This is a genomic window from Clostridia bacterium (assembly GCA_012840125.1).
Taxonomy (GTDB): domain Bacteria; phylum Bacillota; class DULZ01; order DULZ01; family DULZ01; genus DULZ01.
Genome location: DULZ01000026.1, coordinates 16388 through 40856, shown reverse-complemented (window position 1 = coordinate 40856; position 24469 = coordinate 16388). Strand labels below are relative to the sequence as shown.

Annotated in this window: 20 protein-coding genes; 1 reads left to right on the top strand and 19 read right to left on the bottom strand. The window is 55.9% G+C overall.

What is annotated here, in order from left to right:
• Nucleotides 1-9: 9 nt before the first annotated feature.
• From nrfD to GXX34_02910, 4 genes are all read right to left on the bottom strand, one after another.
• Nucleotides 10-1197 carry a polysulfide reductase NrfD gene (nrfD, locus tag GXX34_02925; GenBank protein ID HHW06478.1) on the bottom strand — a complete coding sequence of 396 codons (1188 nt, stop codon included), beginning with the start codon at nucleotides 1195-1197 and terminating at the stop codon, nucleotides 10-12.
• 73 nt (nucleotides 1198-1270) lie between these two features.
• The gene (locus GXX34_02920; protein HHW06477.1) at nucleotides 1271-1951 is read right to left on the bottom strand and encodes a 4Fe-4S dicluster domain-containing protein; all 681 of its coding nucleotides are present in this window, start codon (nucleotides 1949-1951) and stop codon (nucleotides 1271-1273) included.
• Between the two features lie 342 nt (nucleotides 1952-2293).
• Nucleotides 2294-2971, bottom strand: coding sequence for a polymer-forming cytoskeletal protein (locus GXX34_02915; GenBank protein ID HHW06476.1), 678 nt, complete (start codon nucleotides 2969-2971; stop codon nucleotides 2294-2296).
• Nucleotides 2972-3098: 127 nt separating this feature from the next.
• Nucleotides 3099-4004, bottom strand: a complete 906-nt coding sequence (locus tag GXX34_02910; GenBank protein HHW06475.1) for a polysaccharide deacetylase — start codon at nucleotides 4002-4004, stop codon at nucleotides 3099-3101.
• A 243-nt stretch (nucleotides 4005-4247) separates the two neighbouring features.
• Here GXX34_02910 and pckA point away from each other — a divergent pair, with 243 nt between their 5' ends.
• Nucleotides 4248-5813, top strand: coding sequence for a phosphoenolpyruvate carboxykinase (ATP) (gene pckA / locus GXX34_02905; GenBank protein ID HHW06474.1), 1566 nt, complete (start codon nucleotides 4248-4250; stop codon nucleotides 5811-5813).
• A gap of 94 nt (nucleotides 5814-5907) precedes the next feature.
• Here the strand turns inward: pckA and GXX34_02900 are convergent, their stop codons facing one another.
• From GXX34_02900 to GXX34_02830, 15 genes are all read right to left on the bottom strand, one after another.
• Nucleotides 5908-6684, bottom strand: a complete 777-nt coding sequence (locus tag GXX34_02900) for a PilZ domain-containing protein (protein HHW06473.1) — start codon at nucleotides 6682-6684, stop codon at nucleotides 5908-5910.
• A gap of 313 nt (nucleotides 6685-6997) precedes the next feature.
• On the bottom strand, nucleotides 6998-8161 hold the full coding sequence (locus GXX34_02895; GenBank protein ID HHW06472.1) for a hypothetical protein: 1164 nt from the start codon (nucleotides 8159-8161) through the stop codon (nucleotides 6998-7000).
• A 376-nt stretch (nucleotides 8162-8537) separates the two neighbouring features.
• Nucleotides 8538-9677 carry an acyl-CoA dehydrogenase gene (locus GXX34_02890; protein HHW06471.1) on the bottom strand — a complete coding sequence of 380 codons (1140 nt, stop codon included), beginning with the start codon at nucleotides 9675-9677 and terminating at the stop codon, nucleotides 8538-8540.
• A 140-nt stretch (nucleotides 9678-9817) separates the two neighbouring features.
• Nucleotides 9818-10606, bottom strand: a complete 789-nt coding sequence (locus GXX34_02885) for a crotonase (GenBank protein HHW06470.1) — start codon at nucleotides 10604-10606, stop codon at nucleotides 9818-9820.
• A 20-nt stretch (nucleotides 10607-10626) separates the two neighbouring features.
• Nucleotides 10627-11478, bottom strand: a complete 852-nt coding sequence (locus GXX34_02880; GenBank protein ID HHW06469.1) for a 3-hydroxybutyryl-CoA dehydrogenase — start codon at nucleotides 11476-11478, stop codon at nucleotides 10627-10629.
• Between the two features lie 21 nt (nucleotides 11479-11499).
• Nucleotides 11500-12642 (bottom strand): acyl-CoA dehydrogenase, encoded by a 1143-nt coding sequence (locus GXX34_02875; GenBank protein ID HHW06468.1) that lies wholly within the window; start codon nucleotides 12640-12642, stop codon nucleotides 11500-11502.
• A gap of 24 nt (nucleotides 12643-12666) precedes the next feature.
• A complete protein-coding gene (locus GXX34_02870) occupies nucleotides 12667-13848 on the bottom strand; it encodes an acetyl-CoA C-acetyltransferase (GenBank protein HHW06467.1) in 1182 nt (393 codons plus the stop codon).
• A gap of 50 nt (nucleotides 13849-13898) precedes the next feature.
• A complete protein-coding gene (locus GXX34_02865) occupies nucleotides 13899-14717 on the bottom strand; it encodes an acyl CoA--acetate/3-ketoacid CoA transferase subunit beta (GenBank protein HHW06466.1) in 819 nt (272 codons plus the stop codon).
• On the bottom strand, nucleotides 14717-15697 hold the full coding sequence (locus tag GXX34_02860) for an acyl CoA--acetate/3-ketoacid CoA transferase subunit alpha (GenBank protein ID HHW06465.1): 981 nt from the start codon (nucleotides 15695-15697) through the stop codon (nucleotides 14717-14719). Before GXX34_02860 ends, GXX34_02865 begins: the two co-directional genes overlap by 1 nt.
• A gap of 272 nt (nucleotides 15698-15969) precedes the next feature.
• Entirely contained in the window at nucleotides 15970-17721 is a 1752-nt protein-coding gene (locus tag GXX34_02855) for a sigma 54-interacting transcriptional regulator (GenBank protein ID HHW06464.1), read from the bottom strand.
• Nucleotides 17702-19033 carry a sigma-54-dependent Fis family transcriptional regulator gene (locus tag GXX34_02850; GenBank protein ID HHW06463.1) on the bottom strand — a complete coding sequence of 444 codons (1332 nt, stop codon included), beginning with the start codon at nucleotides 19031-19033 and terminating at the stop codon, nucleotides 17702-17704. Before GXX34_02850 ends, GXX34_02855 begins: the two co-directional genes overlap by 20 nt.
• Nucleotides 19008-20858, bottom strand: coding sequence for a HAMP domain-containing protein (locus tag GXX34_02845; protein ID HHW06462.1), 1851 nt, complete (start codon nucleotides 20856-20858; stop codon nucleotides 19008-19010). Before GXX34_02845 ends, GXX34_02850 begins: the two co-directional genes overlap by 26 nt.
• Nucleotides 20848-21864 (bottom strand): ABC transporter substrate-binding protein, encoded by a 1017-nt coding sequence (locus GXX34_02840; GenBank protein ID HHW06461.1) that lies wholly within the window; start codon nucleotides 21862-21864, stop codon nucleotides 20848-20850. Before GXX34_02840 ends, GXX34_02845 begins: the two co-directional genes overlap by 11 nt.
• A gap of 28 nt (nucleotides 21865-21892) precedes the next feature.
• Complete coding sequence (locus tag GXX34_02835) at nucleotides 21893-23491, bottom strand: D-aminoacylase (GenBank protein ID HHW06460.1); 1599 nt, start codon at nucleotides 23489-23491, stop codon at nucleotides 21893-21895.
• A gap of 125 nt (nucleotides 23492-23616) precedes the next feature.
• Complete coding sequence (locus GXX34_02830) at nucleotides 23617-24420, bottom strand: MBL fold metallo-hydrolase (protein ID HHW06459.1); 804 nt, start codon at nucleotides 24418-24420, stop codon at nucleotides 23617-23619.
• Between the last annotated feature and the right edge of the window lie 49 nt (nucleotides 24421-24469).

The window sequence follows — 24469 nt, the reverse complement described above, 5'->3', positions numbered from 1 at the left end:
CCTTCCTCCTTAAGACTCATCAATGGGTAATAAGCGAACCGCCAAAGTATATAGAAGCATGCCCATGGCGATAATGCCGCCGGAAGCCATCCATTCCGACCCGGTAGGATAGTACTGTCCTTCCGGCAACCCAGGTAGTACCGGCGGTATCAGGGCCGGCAATACGATATTGAAACGCACGCCCAAAATACCAATGAGGATGGCCAGCGCCGCCACCAACATAGCTACCGGCGACCGGCGAGCCCCTTTCATGCTATACAAGGCAATCGGGATGATCATCCCCACACCCACCTGTACCAGCCAGAATACCCCGGCATGGGGCCCCGCCAGCATGTAATGGAGGGAATGAAGCGCCTCCGGCTGGAGACCGTAAAAACTGACGATGAACTCGAAGATCTGCAGGCCAATGTCAACCAAGAGGAACAGCATCATGAGACCGCTCAAGGACTGCAGCAGGTTCCCATCCACTTGCTTGCCCGCCAGTCTGGTCTTGATGATGTAAATGGCGGTGACCAGGGCGGTACCGGATACCAGGGCCGATACCACAAACACCACGGGGAAAATGGCCGTATTCCAGTAATGCCGGGCCTTCACCACGGCAAACAGCAAACCGGTTCCCCCGTGCACACCAAAGATGGCGATGGGAATGCCGATGGCACCCAGTATTTTCAACCAGCGCAGGTCTCTTTGCCGGGCCTTTTCCGAAGTATCACGGCTGCCCAGTTTCAGGATGCGGGCCAGGGCAGCCCTTGGGCCCGTACCCTGAGCGGTAAGCACCAGATCCCGGCGCATGGCCAGCCACAACTCGGCAGCCAACAGGATGATATAGACCACATAAAAGCGCACTTCATAAGCCAGGACACTGGTGATATTGCCGTAGACCAGGGCATGCCAGAACCGGTCCATCCGCCCGATATCGATCAAGATAAAGGCCAGGGCCAGGATCATGGCGATAATGGCCACCAGGGTCGCGTCTTTTCCTACTTTTTCAAGATGATGCATATCAAAGACATGGATCAGCGAGGAGAGGAGAAACGCTCCTGCGCTCAAGCCTACGAAGTAAATATAGAATGCTACCCATGCTCCCCAGGGAACATCGCTGGTTAAATGGGTCACACCCAAGCCCTGGGCGGCTCGCGTCACAATGGCGGCAAATCCCACCGCCACGGTCGCCAGCAGGCAAACATACCATAACATGAGTCCCGTGGATTTGCGCGGTACCGCAGCTTGCTCCGGCATTGCTTTGACCTCAGTTGTCATGTGCACCACCTCACTTTAAATAGATGACCCTGGGCAAAGTGCCCATGGATTCTTTTAAATAAAAGGCTCTAGGACCGGCCGCCAGTTTAGATACGATGCTGTTTGGGTCACTGAGATCCCCAAAGTACCTGGCATCGCCGAGGCACGTTTCCACACAAGCCGGCTCCTCCCCCCGGGACAGCCGGTGGAAACAGAAAGTACACTTCCGGACCGTGCCCTTGGGAGATTTGGACCCCTCTCGCGGGCCCCGGTCAACCCCGTATTCCGGTGCTTGGACTGCGTCGAAGGAAATCATCTCCTGCTCGTAACTGTGGCCGAAGTCAAAAGACCTGGCGCCGTAAGGGCAGGCGGTAATGCAGTACCGGCAGCCGATACAGCGTTCATAATCGATCGCCGTGATACCGTTGGCCATCTTATAGGTGGCTTTCACCGGGCAGACCTGGGCACAGGCCGGACGCTCGCACTGCATGCAGGGCCTGGGTATATGCTCCACCGTGACCTGGGGAAAACGCCCCCTTTCCCGGGTCAAGACCACATTGTAACTAACCCCCGGCGGTGTGCGATTTTCGGCTTTGCAGGCTACCGTACAGGTAGAACAGCCGATACATTTAGCCAAGTCAATCACCATGGCCCACTTAGGCCCATCCCCGGTCGGCGTCTCCGCCTTGGCCGGAGTACCGAATGGTTTCATGTCCTTCTACCTCCCTGCGTCGATGTTTTGCACCGGTAATGAATGAGCAAGGAGCGTGCCAAATAAAAAAGGCCGGCCTTCACCCGGCCTAAAGCCTGCCCCGTACCGGTTTACGCCCCGGGCAGCAGCTGCCCCGGCCGGTACCACGGCTTGGTGACCCCCGTGATTCTTGCCATTTTGTCAAAGAAGTCTTGCCAAAATGGCAAAATTCACGGTTTCTTCCCCAATCGCCCACGGGGCCGTGGTTGTGAACCGGAGCTTAAGTGGATCCACAAAACCCACCGGCGCAAATAAAAAAACTGCTTTCAAGTCTCAGGACTTCAAGCAGTTTTCTTTCCCCAGTTAGGAATCCAGGGTATCGTTTGCCTCTTGGATTTTTTGCGCGACGGAATTAACCTGTTCCCGTCCCACAATTACATTACCCTGCAAGGCAGCACCCTTCTGGACGCTGATCAAATCCGCCGTAATATCGCCCAGGATGACGGCTTCCGCTTCGACCTCCAGATCTTGCTGGACGGTGACATGTCCCTTTATTTTCCCGGCCACCCTACCCCGGTTGGCGGCCACATTGCCCAGGATCACGTTTTCCTTGCCTATGTGCACTGCTTCCAAAGCAGTAATATTTCCTTCAATCCGGGCATCGTCCACTTCCATGTTGGTGCAATTGACATCGCCGATGATCCTTCCCCCGATCAAGGCGATGTTGCGCCCTTCCACATTGCCTTCGATCCGGCCCGCAATTTTCAAATCCCCATCCGTTTGAATTGTACCCTTAATGATGGTGGACCTGGTAATGTAGGTAGTACTGCTTTCATCAAATCTGGGCTTGGGAGCGTTCTTGTAATAAGGCTTGTCCTCTTTTTGGTCAGGCCCTTTCGGCGCGGCCGTCTCTTTCCCGCCTGCGGTATCCACGAGGTTATTCTGCGGAAGGCCATGGCCGGTCTCGTTTTGGGCACCGCTGCCGGAAGCCTTGCTGAAAGAAAACACTTCTCGCCAAGCTTGTTTGAAATTGCTGACCATGAATGCTGACCCTCCTAACTGCGGATTGGGGTACAATTTTCCATCTCCCAACAATTCGCTATTTTATGACTAATATCCTCCTTTACTTGACAAGTTTAGACCGTCATGCCCCGCTGTCAGAGGATGATTATTCGGGATAAGCAAAAACCACAGGCTTAACTGAATTTTCAATCTTATCAAAGACATATCCCCTGGCCTTGACGAGGTCAATGATTTCCGGCAAAGCCTCCACCGTATTCCTCTTATCCCCGCTGTCATGGGCCAGGATAAACAAATTGCTCTGCCCCTGGATGGACGAAGCCACATGTTGGATGATTTTTTCCGCGCTGATCCGGGGCACCGTATCCAACGTGGAGATGTTCCAATCATAATACACAAAGCCCCGTCTCAACATTTCCGAGATCAGTTCCTGGTAGATGCCCCGGTTGTAAGAGTTGATGCTGCCCCCGGGAAAACGGAAAATATCCGGTTTCACCGAAGTCGCCTGGTAAATTATATCATACGCTTTTTGAAAGTCAGCCAGGTAATCCTCTACCGAGCGATAGATCTCCGTGTACTTGTGGCTGTGGGTATGGATGCCGATGGCATGCCCCTCGGCCACGATCCGTTTTAAGATTTCCGCATCACAGTTTTCCGTCACCACAAAAAAGGTGGCTTTAATCTCGTGTTCCTTGAGGATATCTAAGATCTCCAGCGTCCTGGCAGAAGGCCCGTCATCAAAAGTCAGGTAGGCCACGTTTTGGGCCTGGCGCTGAGCTGCCGGCGGCAGGGCGTAAAGCTCCGGAAAAGCAGTTTGATAGGGAAGCTGGTCAAAGGCAGCGGGCTGAACCGCCTCTTCCTCCGCCTCCGGGGGAGGGGGGATGACTTCCTCCACCGCTGCCGCCACCGTTTCAGCAGCTCCGGCGGATGGCAGGGTAAACCTGCCCAGGAGTTCTTTACCCAGCGCATAGATCCCCAGGATTAATCCCACCAGGATCAGGGCCATGGACAAATAGATGACGTGCTTGTAAAACCTGACGCTTCCTAAATACATGATTGCCTCCTGAACGGCATCTTGAGTGCAGGCAACAAGACTCAGGGCAGATTGATATACATTTATTATTGCATAAGGTGATGTACCCTTTAAGTCCTATTTTTGCCTGGGCCCAAGTCCCGGCTTGTACGAAAAAGATCGATGCAAAATGATTGTAATTAAGGTAATATTGTTATATGGAAGCCATCCAAATTCCTCCTGCATAGGAACCGAGAGGAAGTAAAAAATTTACTGAGGGGGACGATGAAATTGAATCCTTTTCCATTGCAGGCAAAAAAAGTCCACTTCAACTTGTCCGTACCCCAGCTCGTTGAAGCGGCGCTGGCCAGGCAAGAAGGACGGCTTACCTCCACCGGTGCCCTGGCGGTGGAAACCGGCAAGTATACCGGCCGCTCTCCTAATGACCGCTTCATCGTGAATGACCCTGCCGTCCGGGACCAGATCGACTGGGGTCCGGTGAACCGCCCTATCGCACCGGACAAGTTCCACCGCCTCTATGCTGATGTTTTAGCTTATTTGAAAAATAAAGAACTTTTCGTCTTTGACGGGTTCGCCGGGGCGGACAAAACCTACCGCATGCCTATCCGGGTGATCAATGAATACGCTTGGCACAACCTGTTTGCCCACCAACTATTCCTACGCCCGGCCGCGGGGGAGCTGGCCCATCACCGGCCGGAATTCACGGTGATCAGCGCCCCCGGTTTTGAAGCGAACCCGGCGGTGCACGGTACCAACTCGGAGGCTTTCATCATCATCAGCTTCACGGATAGGCTTGTCTTGATTGGCGGCACCAAGTATGCCGGCGAAATAAAAAAATCCATCTTCAGTGTGATGAACTATCTCTTGCCCCAGAAGAACGTGCTTTCCATGCATTGTTCCGCCAATCAAAGCAAGGATGGCCAGGTGGCTCTGTTCTTCGGTTTGTCCGGCACCGGCAAGACCACCCTGTCCGCCGATCCCAACAGGTTTCTTATCGGCGACGACGAGCACGGCTGGTCCGAGGCCGGTATCTTCAATATCGAGGGGGGCTGTTACGCTAAATGCATTAACCTTTCCGCGGAAAAGGAGCCCCAGATTTACCAGGCCATCAAATTCGGCGCCGTGGTGGAAAACGTGATCCTGCAGGAGTCGGCCCGCCTGGCCGATTATGACGATGACCGCTTAACGGAGAATACCCGGGCCGCTTATCCGGTGGACCATATTCCCAATGCCCTGATTCCGGGGGTGGCAGCCCATCCCAAGGTTATTGTTTTCCTGACGGCGGATGCTTTCGGCGTCCTGCCCCCCATTGCCAGGCTGTCCAAAGAGCAGGCCATGTATCACTTTTTATCCGGGTACACCAGCAAGCTGGCCGGCACGGAGAGAGGCATCACCGAACCGCAAGCCACCTTCTCCGCCTGTTTCGGCGCCCCTTTCCTGCCCCTGAATCCTGCGGTCTATGCCGAAATGCTGGGTAAGAAAATTGACGAGCACCAGGTCAGGGTGTACCTGGTGAATACCGGCTGGACCGGCGGCCCCTACGGCACCGGCAAGCGCATGGACCTCCCCTACACCAGGGCCATGATCACTGCCGCTCTAAACGGGGAACTGGAGCGGCAGGAGTTTACCGTCCACCCGGTCTTTGGCCTGGCCGTCCCCAGGGCCTGTCCCGGCGTCCCGGCGGAAGTGCTGGATCCCAGGGCCACCTGGCCTGATCCGGCCGCCTATGACCGGCAGGCGGAAAAGCTGGCCCAGCTCTTTGTAGACAACTTCCAGAAGTTCAACCGGGTGTCGGATGCCATCAAGGCCGCCGCACCAAAAGTGAGCTAAGCCTGTCACGGCTTAGCTCTTCTTTTTGGCAAACACCACCGGGTCCACCGGTAAGAAACGTCAATGTCCTCCATGGTTTCAGCCGCCAACAACTTCAAAGTCTTCTCTTGTTGATGGCCATGATGATACGGCGCTGCTGCAATTCATCCAGCTTAACAAACTTGACGCCGGCCAGGCTGTCCTCTCCCATCCTTTCGCTCCAAACAATGGTACCTTCCGCGTCAAACTCTTCAAATACTATCTTCACTTCACTGTTTACGGGTAAATGAATTCCTTTCAGGCGAAGCTTCATGCCTCCCAGGCTCAGATCCAGAGCCCGGCAGGCGATTTTTTTCTTGGCTAATGGCAAAGGCAATGGCCGGTTTTCAAGGGCTCTTAGATAAACCTCACCGGCAAGATCCACAGTTACCCGGTCAAAGGCTCTCCGGTCTAACTGCATGGAACTATAGACGGGATGAAATGCACAACTGTGCTGGTATGGGCAGTATTCCGCGGGATTAGTACTGTGCTCGTGGCTAATCAGGCAGGAAACAAGCTGCTTGCAGTGGTCATCGGAAATGTACCGGATCCAATCAACACTGGCGTAACCTTTTTTCCCGGCAAGTTCACAAACCATGTCTTGTAAAATATGATGATTAGCAGTATCATCACGGGTTTTAACCGGAAAATAAAAAATCTTATAAAGGATTTCATCTTCTCCGGAAATCTCCCCCACCACAATATGGAAGAGTTGACTGCCGATCATATATTCACCGGCGAAGGGGCTTTTATGTTTCAAAAAGTTGCCTACAAAAGTACTGCCGGTTTTGACACCGAATACTTGTTCAACGGTTTTGCCCAACAGATCTCTTACCCCTATCCGTTTTTGCACCACAGCCCCGGCACAACGGCGGCAATAAACGGTTCCGTGCAGATAGTCTCCGGCCGGTTTTTATCTCCATTGTTTACCCAATGGGTAAACTTTCTAGGAACAATATCTCTCATTAGCATTATATGTTACCTCCGGCGATAATTCAATCATGCAAAACCAAGGGTTGGGAAATTATCTGGGATCTCCCCGGTGGGGTTCATCAGCATACGCAGATACGGGAATGTTTCCCGACCGGACATAATAAAAACCCCGTCCCAGCCGTTTCAAGGTTGGGACGGGGTTGTGCGCGGCTTAGCTAATTAATGAACCGGTGTTACTTCAGTCTCTGGATGGACTCGTCCAGCAAGGACCTGGCATAACTCGGGTTGTGGACGCCTTTACCGAACTCATCGAGTTCCTGCTTGACGATGACGTAGTTGTAAGCACCGACCAATACTTCAACAGGCAGGGTGTTGATGTCGATGAGCTGGTTATCCTTATCCACAAACGGGAAGTCGGAGTTACCGGTACCGATTCTGACCGCACCGGGCACCTTGGACAGCAACAGCTGTTCAAGCTCGGCCAGCTTGCCTTCCAGGTCTTTCTGCAGGCCGCCGCCCATGTGCAGGTCGGTCATGCCGGCACCATGGCATTTCTGGCAGGTGGCGATATCGACTTCAGAGAACTTGTGGGAGACATAGCCGTTGGTATTAGGCATATGGCAACCAACGCAGCCCAGGTTCTCATGGGCGACAGTATGCCTATAAGTAGCATCCGGGTATTCCATGCCGCCTTTACCGGTTACCAGAGCGCCAACAGCATGGTGCGGGTAGCTTCTTTGCCTGGTGGCACCTTCGGTGACCCAGGATTCGTAGATGGCCTTCACATTTCTTCTGCCGTTATGGCAGGTGAAGCAGAGAGCGTTGGCATTGCCAACTTCCCAATCGGTGCCGGGCTCGAATACATTGAATTTGCCGGGAACTACGCCTGTTTCCATAATTTGGGCGCCGGTGCCGCTATGGCAAGTCGCACAATCAATAGGAGTCGGCATTTCGGCGTCGTGGGGATCAAAAGCGTACTTCCCGCCCTCAACGGATTCGAAAGCCGGGTTGAAAGGATTGTCAGTTAAAGCTCTTTGCAGCATGTTGCCGGAATGACAAGGTGTACAACCGGACCGGATACCGGCATAGGACAACGGGTGGCCGCCACTAGCGTGTCCGGCGGTAGCCCATTCCGCGCTGATGGCCTCAACCACATCTAAACCGGACTTGCCGGAAATGTTAACGGTATTGGTCTTGGTATCGTAATCGACTTGGCTGCCAAGATATTCAGCAATGGCTCTCAACGGCACTAAGGTACGACCGTTAATAACTTGCGGGGCCACATCGGTCTGCACTTCTTGCCCATTGATGTAGATCTTAATGGCTTGATTAGCGAAGACCGGTAGAGCCATTAAGAATACTAATAATACAGCGACCAGCCACCAATGCTTTCTCATTCTGTTCTCCACACTCCTTTAACATTCTGTGTCATTGCTCACAAAGTAAAATCTTTGTGCCTTGGCACACCCGGTGGTTGCGGGACGCCCTGCTTGATAGCCGCGCTCTACCAGCAGAGCTTGCCACCCTCCTCACTGCAGCGTCAATAAGCTTTCTCCCACACTCTTTGGCAGATATCACCCCCCTTGGTGTTTCACAACATCATTGCCAAATTGTTTCTATATAATTTCTATAATCATTGCGAAATTCCTTTTTCTCTCAATAAGTTCTATTTGCTTTCTTCGAAACACAATTCTCAAATTGTCGACAGGTTTCCGGCACAAGGACACTCCTTTTTCCCGCGAAAAAGGAGTGTCCCGGCTGTTGGCGGAAGACCTATTTTAAGATATTGGCAGCGATTACGATCCGCTGGACTTCGCTGGTTCCCTCGTAAATCTCGGTAATCTTTGCATCCCGCATCATACGCTCCACCGGGTACTCCCGGGTATAGCCATAGCCGCCGAATACTTGCACCGCCTTGGTGGTTACCCACATGGCGCATTCGGAAGCATACAGCTTGGCCATGGCCGCTTCCTTGCTGTATGGTTCACCGGCATCCTTTAAGTAAGCGGCCCGGTAGACCATCATCCTGGCGGCTTCAATCCGCGTAGCCATGTCCGCCAGCATCCAGCTCATCCCCTGGAAAGAGCCGATGGGCTTGCCGAACTGTTCTCTTACTTTGCTGTAATTGAGGGCCTGCTCATAAGCACCCTGGGCAATGCCCAGCGCCTGGGCGGCAATACCGATCCTGCCCCCGTCCAGTGTCTGCAGGGCAATCTTGAATCCCTGCCCGTCCTGCCCCAGCATATTCTCCTTGGGAATGCGGCAGTTTTCAAAGATTAACTCGTAGGTGGCAGAAGCCCGGATGCCCATTTTCTCTTCTTTCTTCCCAAAAGTAAAACCGGGAGTGCCTTTCTCCACGATAAAAGCAGCCGTGCCGCGGTGTCCCTTGCTTCTATCTGTGGAAGCGATAACCACGTAAATGTCAGCCACTTTCCCGTTGGTGATGAAAATCTTCGTGCCATTCAATACGTATTCATCCCCGTCCAACCGGGCGGAAGTACTGATGGACCCGGCATCGGAACCGGCTCCCGGCTCCGTCAACCCAAAAGCACCGATTTTCTTGCCGCCGGCCAGGGGCACGAGATATTTTTGCTTCTGTTCTTCCGTACCGAAAGCATAGATCGGCCAGGAACAGAGGGAGGTATGAGCGGACACCAGCACCCCCGTGGAGGCACAGACCCGGGACAACTCTTCGATGGCAATGGCATAGCACATGTTGTCCATCCCGGCACCGCCGTACTCCTCGGGGAAGGGTATGCCGCAAAAACCCAGTTCCGCCATCTTATCCCAGAGGGAATAATCGTATTCCTCCGCCGCATCCATGGCGGCTGCCTTCGGTGCCACTTCATTTTCCGCGAAATCCCGCACCGTTTTCCGGATCATTTCCTGTTCTTCACTCAGCTTAAAAATCAAGGTCATTCCTCCTACCTCATCAGGTTTAGTTATAATCCTTTATGCCGGGCCGGGGCGGCCCCGGCAGCGGGTCCAAGGGGGGATGGACGCTTGCTGCAGCCCGCCGCCGGGGCGCAATCGCTCAACCGGCCCGGCATGGATTATTGGCCGTTAAATTCCGGTTTCCGCTTGGCCAGGAAGGCGGCGATTCCTTCCGCCCGGTCCCGGGTGGCAAAGACCAAGCCAAACAGATCCGCTTCGTGAATCAAGGCTTTTTCTAAATCCATCTCCAAACCGTCGTTAACCGCTTCCTTGCACAGCTGCACCGCCACCGGCCCCTTGGCAGCGATGCGGGCCGCCATGTCTTTACAAAACTGCATCAACTCTTCCGGCGGCACCACATGGTTCACCAACCCCATCTGCTTGGCCGCCTCCGCATCGTAAGTGTCGGCGGTAAACAGGATTTCCTTGGCGATGCCCGGGTTCACCAACCGGGTCAACCGCTGGGTCCCGCCGAAGCCCGGGATGAGACCCAGGTTCACTTCCGGCTGGCCCAGCTTAGCCCGGGTGCTGGCCACCCGGATGTCGCAGGCCATGGCCAGCTCGCAGCCGCCGCCTAAGGCGTAACCGTTGATGGCGGCAATCACCGGTTGGGGCAAGTTTTCAATCTTGCTGAACACCGTTTGCCCCAGCCTGGCGAACCTTTTGGCCTCCAGCGGGGTAAGATTTTGCATAAAGGCGATATCGGCTCCGGCAACAAAGGCTTTCTCCCCGGCACCGGTGATGATGACCACCCGGATTTCCCGGTCCGCCGCTATTTCATCCAACGCCGCTTCCAATTCCCGCAATGTTTCCTCATTTAAAGCGTTGAGCACCTGCGGCCGGTTAATGGTCAAAAGGGCAATCGGGCCCTGGCGCTCCAGCGTAACATTGTTCCAGCTCACGGTCATCCTCCTCCCGTAACACCCGGCTATTCATAGACGTAGAAACCGCGACCGGTTTTCCGGCCCAGCCAACCGGCAGCCACGTATTTTCGCAGCAGGGGGCAGGGACGGTACTTGCTGTCCTTGAAACCGTCATACAGTACTTCCATAATCGACAGGCAGGTATCCAGCCCGATCAAGTCAGCCAAAGCCAGGGGGCCCATGGGATGGTTCATCCCCAGTTTCATCACCTCGTCCACGGCTTCCGGTGTGGCAACCCCTTCATACACGCAGTAAATGGCTTCGTTGATCATGGGCATGAGCACCCGGTTGCTGACAAAGCCCGGCGCATCATTGACTTCTACCGGTACTTTGCCCATGCGCTCGCTGAGCTCCTTGACCACCTGAAAGGTGTCGTCACCGGTGGCCAACCCGCGGATGATTTCCACCAGCTTCATCACCGGCACCGGATTCATGAAGTGCATCCCGATGACCTTGTCCGGCCGGCGGGTCACGGCGGCAATTTCCGTAATGGGCAGGGATGATGTGTTGGTGGCCAAAATGGTATGGGGGTAGGTGATTTGATCTAGGTCTTTGAAGATCTGGGTTTTCACAGCCATGTTTTCCACCGCCGCCTCGATGACGATATCGGCATCGACGGCATCCTGGAGGCTGGTGGAGGGTTTAATCCGGCTTAAGATTTTGGCCTTCTCTTCCTCCGTCATCCTCCCTTTAGCCACACTCCGGGCCAAATTCTTTTCGATAACACCCAAGCCCCGGCTGACAAACTCATCTTTCAGGTCGTTCAGCAGCACCTCCAGCCCGGCTTGGGCCGCCACTTGGGCAATGCCCGAACCCATTTGACCTGCACCGACTACCATGGCTTTCTTGATATCCATGCCCCTTTCTCCTCTCCTTCATTATTCTTTAAGTAGATGCTTGGCGATGACGCGACGCTGGATTTGATTGGTGCCTTCATAAATCTGGGTAATCTTCGCATCCCGCATGTAGCGCTCCACCGGGTATTCCTTGCAGTAACCGTAGCCGCCCAGGATCTGCACGGCGTTGGTGGTGACTTCCATGGCCGTGTCGGTGGCATACATCTTGGCCATAGAAGCTTCTTTGCTGTGAGGCAGCCCCATGTCCTTCAACCGGGCCGCCCGGTAAACTAACAAGCGGGCGCAATCAATCTTCGTCGCCATATCCGCCAGCATGAATTGAATCGCCTGGAATTCGGCAATGGGCTGGCCGAACTGGACCCTTTGCTTGGCATACTCCTTGGCCGCGTCAAAAGCCGCCTGGGCGATGCCCAGCCCCTGTGCACCAATGCCGATGCGTCCCCCGTCCAGCAGGGCCATAGCCACCTTGAAGCCTTCACCCTCCTTGCCCAGCAAGTTCTCCTTCGGTACCCGGGCGTTGTCAAAAATCAACTCCGTGGTCTGGGAACCGTGGAGACCCATTTTCTCTTCTTTTTTGCCGATATAGAAACCTGGCGTATCCTTCTCCACCAAAAGACAAGTAATCCCTTTATGCCCCTTTTCCCGGCCGGTGCGCACGAAGGTTACATAGACGTCCGCCACCCCGCCGTTGGTAATGAAGATCTTGCTGCCGTTCACGATATAATGATCCCCTTCCAGCCTGGCGGTGGTAGCCAAATTGGACGGATCCGAGCCGGCATTCGGTTCTGTGAGGGCAAAAGCACCGATATATTCCCCGGCGGCCAACTTGGGAATATACTTTCTCTTTTGTTCCTCGGTGCCGAAATAGAGAATGGGCATGGTGCCTACGGAAGTATGCACGGCCAGGATGACTCCCGTGGAAGCACAGGCCCTGGAAATCTCCTCAATGGTAAGGATGTAGGACAAGAAATCACACCCGGCACCCCCGTATTCCTGTGGAATGGGCACCCCCATCAAGCCCAGTTCCGCCATCTGCTTAATGTTTTCCCAGGGGAATTCACCGGTGCGGTCGATCTCCGCCGCCCGGGGTGCGATTTCGTTTTGGGCCAATTTCCGGACCATCTCCCGCATCATTTTCTGTTCTTCCGTCAACAGGTACGGCATGGTTTAGCTCCTCCTTCCCGGTATTTAGTCCACTCTCACCATCACCGCATCCCCTTGAGCGGCGCCGCTGCAGATGGCGGCTATGCCGGTGCCGCCGCCCCGCCGCCTCAGTTCATAGATAAGGGTCATCAGGATCCGGGCCCCGCTGGCCCCAATGGGATGGCCAAAGGCGATGGCGCCCCCGTTCACGTTCACTTTTTCCGGATCCCAGCCGGCAATCTTGCCGCTGACCAGGGCTACCGCGGCAAAGGCTTCATTGACCTCCAGTAAATCCACTTGATCGATGGTCATGCCTTGCTTCTGCAGGAGCTTGTTAATGGCCAAACCGGGCACGGTGGCAATATATTTGGCTTCTTTGGAAACGGAAGCGTGTCCCACAATCCTGGCCAGGGGTTTAATGCCCAGTTCCCTGGCTTTCTCATCGGACATGATCACCAGGGCCCCGGCACCGTCATTGACCCCCGGGGCATTCCCGGCGGTCACGGTGTTTTCCGGGTCGAATACAGGCGGTAATCTCCGCAGGGCTTCCAGGCTGGTATCCCGCCGCGGGCTTTCATCCAATTCCACCACTTCGGGCTCGCCTTTTTTCTTGATGATGGTCACCGGGACGATCTCATCCTTCAACCGGCCGCTGTCCATGGCGGCAACGGCTCTTTGGTGACTCCTCAGGGCCCATTCATCTTGTTCTTCCCGGCTGATGCCGTATTCCTTGGCCACTTCTCCCCCGTGGATAGCCATATGGCGGTCATAGAAGGCACACCACAAACCGTCATGCACCATCAGGTCCACAAACTTGGCGTCAAACATCCGGAGGCCCCAGCGGGCATCCGGCACGAAATAGGGAGCATTGCTCATACTTTCCATGCCACCTGCCACCACCACCTGGGCATCTCCCGCCCGGATCATTTGATCCGCCATGGTCACGGCCCGCAAACCGGAGGCGCAAACCTTGTTAATGGTTTCCGAAGGCACCTCCCAGGCAATACCGGCCGCCCTGGCCGCCTGCCTGGACGGGATCTGGCCGCACCCGCCCTGCAGCACTTGCCCCATAATCACGTGATCAATAATGGAATCGGGAATGCGAGCCCTTTTCACCGCTTCTTGAATGGCAATACCGCCTAACTGGGTCGCTTTCAACGGCCTCAAAGCACCGCCCAGCTTACCGAAAGGTGTGCGCGCCGCACTCACTATCACCGACTGCACCATTTTGCCTCCTCCTCACCGGCTAATTTGCAAAAGATTTCGCTTTATTCTGACTACCGGATAAACAGTTTCTCCGGATCGATGACATGACGCAGTAAATATAATTCATGGTACGTGGGGGGTGTTGTTTCCCCGGTACAGCGGGAGACATCGATGGCAAAGCCCACGTTATCCTGCACATCCTTGGGGGTAAAGCCCGCATGCACGGAGTGCAGGTACATTTCCCCGGTCTCCTCATCAAACCGGAACACGGCCATATCCGTAATCACCGCCACGGGACCGCCCCGGAACACCGGACCGAAAGCCTCTTGCCGGCTGACCCATTCCCCGCCGGGCCATTTTTTCACCCGCCAGCCGGGGGAAGTGCTGTAATCCACCTGCTCTTTAAACCTTCTCTTTTCCTGGGACATGATAAACACCGTGCGCCTGGCCAGGGAATTGATGTCCGGGTTACCGCCGCTCCCCGTCAGCCGCACCTCCGGGTTCCGGTAATCACCTATCGCGGTGGTATTCACATTACCGTATTTGTCAATTTCCGCCCCTCCCAGGAAAGCCAGGTCAATGGATCCCCTTTGAAGCTGGTTGAAAACATCAAACAAACCGGATACCACGGAAGCCTGGTATTCACAGCGGGCATCCCCCACGGACGCCGGCAAGTCCATGGGTCTCCCGTCCATGGAGCCGGCTTCGTAGATAATGGCCGCTCTAGGGGCAGTGGTCTTTTGGGCCAAAGTCACCGCCAGCATCGGCAAACCGGTACCGGCAAAGACCGTTTCCCCGTCCCGGATCTCCCGGGCGCCGGCTACCGCCAGGTACTCGATGATTTTGTATTCACCCGGTTGGGCATATTCGTGATTATTGAGCCACTCCATTAGACCGCTCCCCTCCTGACCCGCGTGCTGTATTTCGTAGCCGAGTTGGCCCGCAGGGCGTCCAGCCGCTTGAACCCTAATTTCTGCAGGTATTCATCAAAGTTCTTAACACCGAAAATCCACTCTTCGGCCCATTCATCGAAGCCTGCCTGGGTCTTGGTGCGGCTGTAAAACTCCCGGATGAAAGCACCGTCCACTTCATAATACCCGTAACAGCCCGTGGGATGGGCACCCCAAGGCACTTCCACAATGGCATCCACCAGGTAGTGAGGAATGAGGTTGGCACTGGGATCCTGCCTTAACACGTGTTCCGGCACGATTTCCTCCGCCACCACAATGAGTGTGTCAGCCGCTTTCATGGCTTCCGCATCGGAATACCGCTGCCCGTAGACCCGTACCGTACCTTCTTCCCCCACCTGCTGGACATGGGCAATGCAGACATTAGGCCGGGCCGCCGGCACATGAATGATTGTTCCTTCACCGTAGAATGGATCCTGCCCGTAGGCGAATTTTTGCTTTGGAATGGCAGGATTGCTCCCGTCCCGCAGCCCGTGAACGGACAGCATGTCATAATCGGGATTGAGAATATCCGTTCCCAGGGAAGCCCGGCAAGGCAGGTAGGGCACTCCCATCGCTCCCGCCGTGAACCGGAGGAGCATCTGGTAATGGCTGTAATCTTCCACTACCAGTTCGCCTGCTTTAACCTTACGGGCCAGGTTGGCCCCCAGCTTGCCGTACAGTTCATGGCCAATCCAGCAGGACTCCCACACTTTCACACAGCCGGCACCGATGAGGATCTCCCCGTGGGTACCGGAGTTCACCTCAATGAGGTGCAGGTTCTTCTTGCGTTGCCTGACAATTTCGTAAATTAAGGCCATCGGCCTGCGCCAAATGGTGAAACCGCTGAAAGTGACGGAATCACCGTCTTTTATCAGGCTCACCGCTTCTTCGATTGACATTTTCTTGTTCTTTACACCCATGCAATTCCTCCCCCTTTATAAGATCCGCCACCCATGGACTGCAAAGATCGTGCCGCGGAGTTTTGTTAAAACACTAACTAACACGAATCTTTGGTATTGCTGGATTTAGGGGAATTTTCAGTTTATTTCCGAGCCAAATTGCTTTTACCGGGCCGGTCCAAATTTTAGACCGCAATCAACGGCAAAGGGATAAACGGACCGGGTACAAAACAAACCGCCGGACTGGAGTCTAAGATTTGGACCGGTCTAAATTTTAGACGGTTCTCCCGGGGTTAGCCCTTAATCCCGTATCGCTTGATTTTGTTGAACAGGCTGGCCCGGGAGATGTTCAACAGGGAGGGGGCTTTATTACGGTTGCCTTTCGTCAGCTTCAAGGCCTCGGTAATCGCTTCTTTTTCCAGCTGGGCCATGGCATAGGGCAGGCCCCTGGCAATGGCGGCGTTTACCCGGGCGCGGCTGCTTTTTTCCACCAGGTAAAGGGGCAGGTGCTTGAGCTCAATGACCGGGCCGTCCATCAAGTTAAAAGCCCGCTCAATCACGTTTTGCAGTTCCCTGACATTGCCGGGCCAATCATAGCGCCGGAACAAATCCAGCACTTCCGGTGCCAGCCCCTCCACCCTCAGCCCGAACTGCCGGTTGAACTGCTTAATGAAATGCCCGGCCAGCAGGGGAATGTCTTCCTTCCGCTCCCGCAGAGGGGGGACATTTAAGACCACGACGGTTAAGCGGTAATACAAGTCCTCCCGGAAATGGTGATTGGCCATGAGTTCCTCCAGATTACGGTTGGTGGCCGCCACCACCCGCACATCCACCTGCCGGGGAATCCCCTCCCCCAACCTTTCAATGGTCTTGTCCTGCAGCACGCGCAGGAGCTTGGCTTGCATGTGGGGAGACATGTCCCCGATCTCATCCAGGAAAATGGTTCCTTTATGGGCCAACTCGAACTTGCCGATTTGCCCTCCTTTTTTGGCTCCGGTAAAAGCCCCTTCCACGTAACCGAAGAGTTCCGACTCCAGCAGGTTCTCCGGAATGGCAGCGCAGTTGACTCTGATAAAAGGCTCCCCCCGGCGCTTGCTTTCCAGGTGCAGGGCATGGGCAAAAAGTTCCTTGCCGGTACCGCTTTCCCCGCGGATGAGCACGGTGGAGCAGGTCTGGGCCACCCGGCGCACCATTTGTTTCAGCATCCGCATACCCGGGGCCTCCCCAATGATCCGGTCCAGGCCGAACCTCTCCTTCCGCACCCGCTCCAGTTCGTCCTTGTAATATGCCAGCTCCTCCCGGAGCCGGTCCACTTTCTGGGCCAGGGCGTAGAGGTCATCCACATCTTTAAAAGCCACCACGCCCAGGGCCCCGACAATTTCCCCGTTTTTCTTGATGGGCACCCGGTTGGCAATAATATGGTGACCGTTTAGTTCGGTGACATAACCGTATTCCGGCACCCCCGTTTGCATCACTTCCGGGAACTTGGGATTAGGATAACAATCATAAATATTCCGACCGATTAAATCAGAGGCATTCTTGTCCAACAGCCTGGCAAAAGCCTGGTTGGCCATGGTGACAATGTTATTCTTGTTGACGGCAATAATCCCGTCGGAGGAAAGCTCCAAAATCGTGTGCAGCCTTTCCTGCAGTTCCCGCACCCGCTCGTTTTCGCTGTGCAGTTCGTTAATCAGCACCTGCAGGTTAGTAATATCATGAAAGACGGCCACGGCGCCCAGGATTTCACCGTTTTTCTTGATGGGATCCCGGTTGGTGATATAGACGCCGTCTTTCAGTTTCAACCGGCGCCCCAGCTGCGGCACGCCTTCTTGCAGGACCTCCAGGATACCGGTTTTCGGGAAAAACTCCAGCACATGCCTCCCTAATACCCCGTGTTCGGGAAGCCCGATAAAATCCGCCAGCTTTTTATTACAGTAAATAATCATGCCCTCTTTGTCAATGGCAATGATAGAATTGCTGGTACTGTTTAAGATATCATAAATATCAATCACTTTTCCCACCCCGTCACCCGGTATGCAGACCATAAGCCTCTATTTTCCGGTACAGGCTGCGCAGGCTGATGCCCAGGATTTCCGCCGCCGTCTTCTTATCCCAACCGGTATAATCCAGGACCAGCTTGATATGGCGTTTTTCCAATTCTTCCAGGGTCTCGAGTCGCCGGTTGCCGGCCGTTGGATGAACACCGGCGCCAAACATGTCTTCCACCTGGATGAGATTCCCTTCGCACAGCAGCGCCCCTCGTTCCACCAGATTGGCCAGTTCCCGGACATTGCCCGGATAATCGTATGCTTGCAGCGCTTCCAGCGCCGCCGGGGCAAATTCCTTGTCCGGGTATTTTCTTTTTAAAAAGAAATTAGCCAGCAGGGGTACATCTTCCTTGCGCTCCCTGAGCGGAGGCACATAAATTTTCACCACCGCCAGGCGGTAGAACAAATCCTCGCGGAAATTCCCTGCCTCCACTTCCTGCTGCAAATTCCGGTTGGTGGCGGCGATGATGCGAGTCTGTACCCAGCGCAGGCGGGTATCACCCACCCGGCGAAACTCCCCGCTTTCCAGGAAACGCAGGAGCTTGGCCTGCAGCCCCAGGGGCATCTCCCCGATCTCATCCAAAAAGAGGCTGCCCCCGTCGGCCATTTCCACCAGCCCCGGCTTGGTGGACTGGGCCCCGGTGAAAGCCCCTTTCGCATGACCGAACAACTCGCTCTCCATCAGCTGCTCCGGCAGAGCACCGCAGTTCACCACGATAAAGGGCGCTTTAGCCCGGCGGCTGGTAAAGTGCAAGGCCCGGGAGACCATTTCTTTGCCGGTACCGCTTTCTCCTTCTACCAGGACCGGACTGGGACTGTCCGCCACCTTGCTGATCAAGGTGCGCAGCCGCACCATGGCCGGGGAATTACCGAGCATGCCGTGAAAACTGCCGCTGTGCTCCCTGACCAGCGCCGCCGTCAAGCCAAAATTCTTTTTCCTTAAAGCGGCCTTTTCCACCGCCTTTTCTATGAGCACTTGCAATTCCTGCAGGTCCACGGGCTTCGTCAAATAGTCATAGGCGCCCATTTTCATGGCTTCCACCGCCGTCTCGGTGGTCCCGTGACCGGTGAGAATGATTACTTCCGTCTCCTGGGACACGGTCCGCAGATGTCCCAAAAGCTCCAATCCGTCCATGCCCGGCATTTTCAGGTCCACCAGGGCCACCTCGAACATCCGGTCCCGGATCAGGGCCAAAGCCTCCTCGCCGCAGGCGGCACCGCTGACACCGTATCCCTTTCTGGTTAACCTTTTCACCATTAAGTCCCGGAAATCCGCTTCATCATCAACTACCAGGATAGCCGGTTTCATCTTGTCCCTCCTCAGGCAGCGGAAAATGAAGATACACCGTGGTGCCTCGCCCGAAAGTGCTTTCCACCCGGATCTTACCCCCCAGCCTTTGCATGATGCTGTAGGAAATGGGCAACCCCAGCCCGGTACCCTGACCGGGGGCTTTCGTAGTGTAAAAAGGATCAAAAACGGACCGCAAGTCCTCTTCTTTGATACCTACTCCTTCATCAGCCACGGCCAGGACCAGTTCCCCCCCGGCCACGGTTCCTTCGATGGACAGCCTTCCTCCATGGGGCATGGCATCCATCGCATTCGTCAAGATATTGAGAAAAACCTGCTGGAGCTCGCCTTTTTGCACCATCACCCGGGGAAGACCGGCAGGGAGCGACAGGCCCAGCTGGATCCCTTGCTTGCGCAGCCGGAATTCCAGCAGTTTTAGCGTGGCTGCCAAAGCCTCCCCCAGTTCCACCTCTACCCGGCCTCCCTGCCGGTACCCGGCAAAACTAAGCAAACTGCCGGTAATTTCCTTGCATCGCTTCGTTTGGCGGATAATGGTGTCCAAATACTCCTCCAGCTCACCGCTTTCCATTAAGGCCTGCCCTTCCTCCGGCAGCCGCTCCTTCAGGTCCTGGGCATGGGCCAGCATGATACCCAGGGGATTATTCACTTCATGGGCCACCCCCGAGGCCAGCAGCCCCAACGATGATAATTTCTCCGCTTGCCACAGAGCCTCTTCCTGCTGCCGGCGCAGGAGCAGTTCTTCCCGCATCCGGTTGATGGTCTCCGCCAGGCTGGTTAATTCATCTTTCCCTTCCACGGGTATGGGATGACGGAGATTGCCTTTCCTGATCTCCTCCACCCCTTTTTCCAGTTTTTCCAGGGAACGACTGAAGCGGACCCCGAAGAAGATGCTTAAAGAAGTCACCACTGCTACCAGGGCCAGGCCGCCCAGCGCCAACCGGCTCGCCAGCCGGTGCACCGGCTGGAAGGCCTGGGCCACCGGCATTTCTTGCACCACCGCCCAGCCCAGGCTGGGCACCGGAGCCCACACCCCCAGCACTTCTACCCCGTCGTAGCCCAGATAACGGCGGGCCCGGTTTTCCCCGGGGCTTTGGCTGCCCGCCAAAAACTCCTTCACCGCCAGGCTGGGCCGCACATCTCTCTGCGCCAGGACTTGGCTGAAATCCTCGTGTCCCACCAGTTGTCCCCGGTGGTTCACTACAAAAACCCGCCCCTGGTGTTCCGGCTGCCTTTTCGTCAGCTCATGCATCACCCCGCGCAGGCTTATTTCCGCCACAAAACCGCCCAGGATCACTCCAGTTTCCTTTTGCCGGATGGGAACGGCCTTTTCCAGGCGCACTTGGCCGTAACTGTCGATGAAAGTGCGGCTCCAGGCATCATTCCCGGCTAATAACTGCTTCACCGGCTCCATACCGCCCAAATGCCGGTATTCCCGGCCTACTACTTGCCGGCGGGAAGCACGGGCTATTTCCACTCCCCGGTGATCCACCAGGGAAATATCCTCAAGGGACGGGGCCTCCTTCAACAAGGTATAGAGCATCCCCTCCTGCCGGTCCCGGCTGCCGGAAACCAGTCCCGGTTCCACCACTTTGGCCAGGGTGGCGACAGTGGCCAGCTCGCCTCCGATTAAGGACTCCAGGTCTGCCGCCAACCGCTGAACGTTGATCTCCATCTGGCGGCTGATAGTGTGCTCCAAATTCCGCCCGGCCGCCTGTACGTTGAAATACCCCAGGGCCGTCAAGGGAACAATCGACATCAGCACCCCGAAAGCCAGCAAGCGAAATCTGATGCTGTGCCACCAGGACATGATCCCTTTACGGGTCAAGGCTATCGCCTCCTTCCCCGCAGATCAGGTCCGCAAAGCCAAGCAGCAGCGGATCCGGGCTTAAGCCCAGTTGGGCCGCCACCTCCAGGTTCACCGTCAGTTTTAGCACCGACGGCGGTTCCACGGGAATATCCCCGGCCCGGTGCCCCGATAAGACCTTGGCCAGGATCCGGGCCGCCTGGTAACCCTGGTCATAGGGAGTAATCCCGTAAATAGCAAACAGCCCCTGCACCTCTTCCGAGTATTCCACCCCCATCACCGGCAGCCCCAGTTTCAAGGCTAGGGGCGCCAGGGCCCGGGCTCCGGTACTTTCCAGGAAGACGCTGGGCAAAAGAAGAATTCCCTGCACTTCCCCTTCCACCCGATCCAGCACCGCTTCAATATCCTGCGGGGTGGTCACCGGAGCCTCGACAATCCCGGTGCCTGTTTTCTCCGCCGCTGCCCTGGTGGCTCTCAAAGCCTCCCGGGTGGGTACCACCTGGGGATCATAGAGCACCAGGACTTTCTTGATCCCGGGCAGCAATTTGACTAACAACTCTAACCTTTTGCCCGACAAAGCGGCATGATCATTATGCACCCCGGTGAGGCCTTCTTTGGGATGCAGCAGGTCCTGCACCAGCCCTTCTTCTCTAAGGCCCGTCAGCCCCATGAAAACGATGGGGATACCCGCTGCCTGCACCGCTTCCTTGGCCGCCTCCGTCTCCACCCGGCCGGCAGTCGCGATCACTTCGACCCCGGCATCGGCCAATTCTTGGGCTAGGCGCCCCAATTGGCTATTGTCCCCTTGCGCGTTCTTGATGACCAGTTCCACATTCTCCCCGGGCACATACCCGTAAACCGGCAGGCCGTCCAGCAGACCCTCCACCTTAGCCAACCGGAAATCAGTCCCTACCAGCACTCCCACCCGGTGGATAGGCCGGTCCGGCCCGGCGCCGGTGGCCAAACCACAACCGGGCACCAGGGCCACCACCAGCAGGAGCACCAGCCACACCTTAAATCGTTTCATGCTCGCACCTCATTGTGACACGCCACACTTACATACCCAAAACCTGCCCGCCGTGATCGCAGGCCACCTGTCCATGGGCAACAGCAATGTTCCCATTGACGAACACATAACTAATCCCTGCCGGCACTCGCTCCGGGCGCAGGTAATCTTCCCGGTCCCGGATTTGATCAGGATCAAAGATGACCAGATCCGCCCTCTTCCCCACCGTAATGGTACCCCGGTCTTTGATCCCGGCCCGGTCGGCGGCGTCCTTCGTAATTTTCTTGATCCCTTCCGGCCAATCCAAAAGCTTTAGATCCCGGATGTAGTGGGCCAGGTATTTCGGGAAAGCGCTGTAGAGCCGCGGGTGAGGGTTCCCGGTCGGCAATCCGTCGGAACCGATCTGGCAGAGGGGATGCCGGATCAGCAGCCGGTTGTCTGCTTCGGCGAAAACGTCCCGCATAACCATCCCGCATTCAGCCTTTTCGCTGGTGAGCAAATATATCGCCGCCTCCATCTCTGTCTCGCCCCGCAGCCGGGCGATCTCCGCGATGCTTTTTCCCTGGTACTCCCTGTTTTCCGGGCAGCACACCGAACTCACCAGCACATTGTCCCAGCCGATCATGCCCACGTAATTGTCCCAGTGGTCCTGATCCACCCGCTCAATGGCCTCCTTGACGGCCGCCACCACCGCCGGGTCCCCCAGTCTCTCCACGATGCGGGCGCCCCCTCCCTCCTTGGCCCAGGGAGGCAGGATTTGGGACAGGGTGGTGCTCCCAGCCGTATAGGGGTGCTCATCGAAAGCCACATCCACCCCCTGCTGCTTGGCTTCCTCCACCGGGGCAATCAGCCGGTCGGCCTCCACCCCGTACCGGCGGTTGGCATAGGATTTCAGATGGGAGATCTGCAGCCTCACCCCGGTTTCGCGGGCGATCTCCAGCACTTCCCGGAGGGACTGCTCCACCAGCCTCCCGTGATTCCGGATGTGGACCATCATCACTTTATCATAAGCAGCCGCGATTCTGGCCAAAGCCAGCACCTCTTCCGCCGGGGCAAAAACCCCCGGCACATAAGCCAGGCCAAAGGAAATACCAAAAGCCCCGGCCTCAAAGCTGTCCTTCAGGATGGCGCCCATGCGCTCCAGGTCTTTCCCGGTGGGCTGGACGTCACCCAAGCCCAGGACTTGGGCTCTGATGGCCCCATGAGAAACCAGGGGAGCCATATTGGCGGGTAAAGAGGCTTTCCTCAGTGCCTCCAGATAATCCCCGAAGGACGGCCAGTCCCACAGCTCGTCGCCGGGATTGCCGGTGATGGGGGTAAGGTATTCCCGCCAGCCCGCCATGGTATCTTTTAAATAAGGAGCCACACCCAAACCGCACTGGCCGGTGACTTCCGTCGTTACCCCCTGCAGGATCTTGGCGTAACGAACGGGAGGCCCCATAAAAGGCATCAAGTCCCCGTGGCTATGAATATCGATAAAACCCGGGGTGACGAACTGACCTCCCGCATCGATCACCCGGGCGGCTTGGGCCGCCAAGTTGGCGCCCAGGGCTGCTATTTTGCCCCGGTCCACCGCCACATCCACCGGTTGTGCTTCCCTACCTGTTCCGTCCAGTACCAGTCCATTGGTAATGACCAGTTCAAACAATGTCCTGCGCTTCCTTTCCATGTTGATTACAATAAGGGTTTCGACAAATCCTATATAAAATGATAGCACAACCATGGCAAAAAGGGGCAGGGAGAAATCCCCTGCCCCGGCGCGGATCCGGGGTCTCACTTGCCGGTGTTCATCAAGGCACGGACGATATGAATGGAACCCCATTCTCCCCCGGACAGGAGCTCCACTTTCCTGGTGTGGGGAAACAGTTTTCTCTCGATCTCCCGGTCACTCCACCCTTTTTCCTTCAGATGGAGGATGCTTTCCTTAAGTTCCTGCAGCTTGTGCAGTTTCTTGGCCAGCATCTCCTTGCCGTTGGGGACCATCCCCGCATGACCGCAGCAGATCAGGTCAAAATCATACTCCAGCAGCTTTGCCAGGGTGTTCATCCAGGCAGCATAATCTTCCTCACGCATGCCTAATTTGGTAGTGGTGCTGACGAATAAATCGCCGGTAAATAAAACGCCTTCTTCAGGATACAGATAGGCCACATGATCCGGCGCATGTCCCGGCGCCGGGATCACCTGGATCAGTTTTCCCCGGGCGGTTTCGATGGCCCCCGGCAAGGGTTCCGCCTTAAACGGGGACCTGGGCCGCCAAAAAACCCAGCGGTAAAAAGGCACCCGGACCGGCTGCGCCGCCCGGTCCACGGTACCGGGGTGCAGGTAGACGGGTATGCCTTTTTCATTGAATAAAACCGCGTTGCCGCAGTGATCCTCATGACTGTGGGTCAGCACCACCTTTTCCACCGGCTGTGCCGCAAGAAAAGCACGAAACCCCGCTCTTAAGCTGCGCGGTCCCGTATCCACGATGACCCCGTCCACCCAGTAAGAGCAGGTATTGAGGCTGTAGCCGGCGAAAGACCTTTTCCCCACCGCCATGCGGAGGCCGCGGCGTGTCTCAATTTTCAGTTTTTTCATAATAATCAACTCCGGCTTATCCTAATTGTTGACATTCTGGGGTAAAAGC

Coding starts and splice junctions, on each gene's coding strand:
- nrfD (HHW06478.1), bottom strand. CDS start 1,197: ATGTTATGGTATGTTTGCCTGCTGGCGACCGTGGCGGTGGGATTTGCC.
- GXX34_02920 (HHW06477.1), bottom strand. CDS start 1,951: ATGAAACCATTCGGTACTCCGGCCAAGGCGGAGACGCCGACCGGGGAT.
- GXX34_02915 (HHW06476.1), bottom strand. CDS start 2,971: ATGGTCAGCAATTTCAAACAAGCTTGGCGAGAAGTGTTTTCTTTCAGC.
- GXX34_02910 (HHW06475.1), bottom strand. CDS start 4,004: ATGTATTTAGGAAGCGTCAGGTTTTACAAGCACGTCATCTATTTGTCC.
- pckA (HHW06474.1), top strand. CDS start 4,248: ATGAAATTGAATCCTTTTCCATTGCAGGCAAAAAAAGTCCACTTCAAC.
- GXX34_02895 (HHW06472.1), bottom strand. CDS start 8,161: ATGAGAAAGCATTGGTGGCTGGTCGCTGTATTATTAGTATTCTTAATG.
- GXX34_02885 (HHW06470.1), bottom strand. CDS start 10,606: ATGACCGTGAGCTGGAACAATGTTACGCTGGAGCGCCAGGGCCCGATT.
- GXX34_02880 (HHW06469.1), bottom strand. CDS start 11,478: ATGGATATCAAGAAAGCCATGGTAGTCGGTGCAGGTCAAATGGGTTCG.
- GXX34_02875 (HHW06468.1), bottom strand. CDS start 12,642: ATGCCGTACCTGTTGACGGAAGAACAGAAAATGATGCGGGAGATGGTC.
- GXX34_02870 (HHW06467.1), bottom strand. CDS start 13,848: ATGGTGCAGTCGGTGATAGTGAGTGCGGCGCGCACACCTTTCGGTAAG.
- GXX34_02865 (HHW06466.1), bottom strand. CDS start 14,717: ATGGAGTGGCTCAATAATCACGAATATGCCCAACCGGGTGAATACAAA.
- GXX34_02860 (HHW06465.1), bottom strand. CDS start 15,697: ATGGGTGTAAAGAACAAGAAAATGTCAATCGAAGAAGCGGTGAGCCTG.
- GXX34_02855 (HHW06464.1), bottom strand. CDS start 17,721: ATGGTCTGCATACCGGGTGACGGGGTGGGAAAAGTGATTGATATTTAT.
- GXX34_02850 (HHW06463.1), bottom strand. CDS start 19,033: ATGAAACCGGCTATCCTGGTAGTTGATGATGAAGCGGATTTCCGGGAC.
- GXX34_02840 (HHW06461.1), bottom strand. CDS start 21,864: ATGAAACGATTTAAGGTGTGGCTGGTGCTCCTGCTGGTGGTGGCCCTG.
- GXX34_02830 (HHW06459.1), bottom strand. CDS start 24,420: ATGAAAAAACTGAAAATTGAGACACGCCGCGGCCTCCGCATGGCGGTG.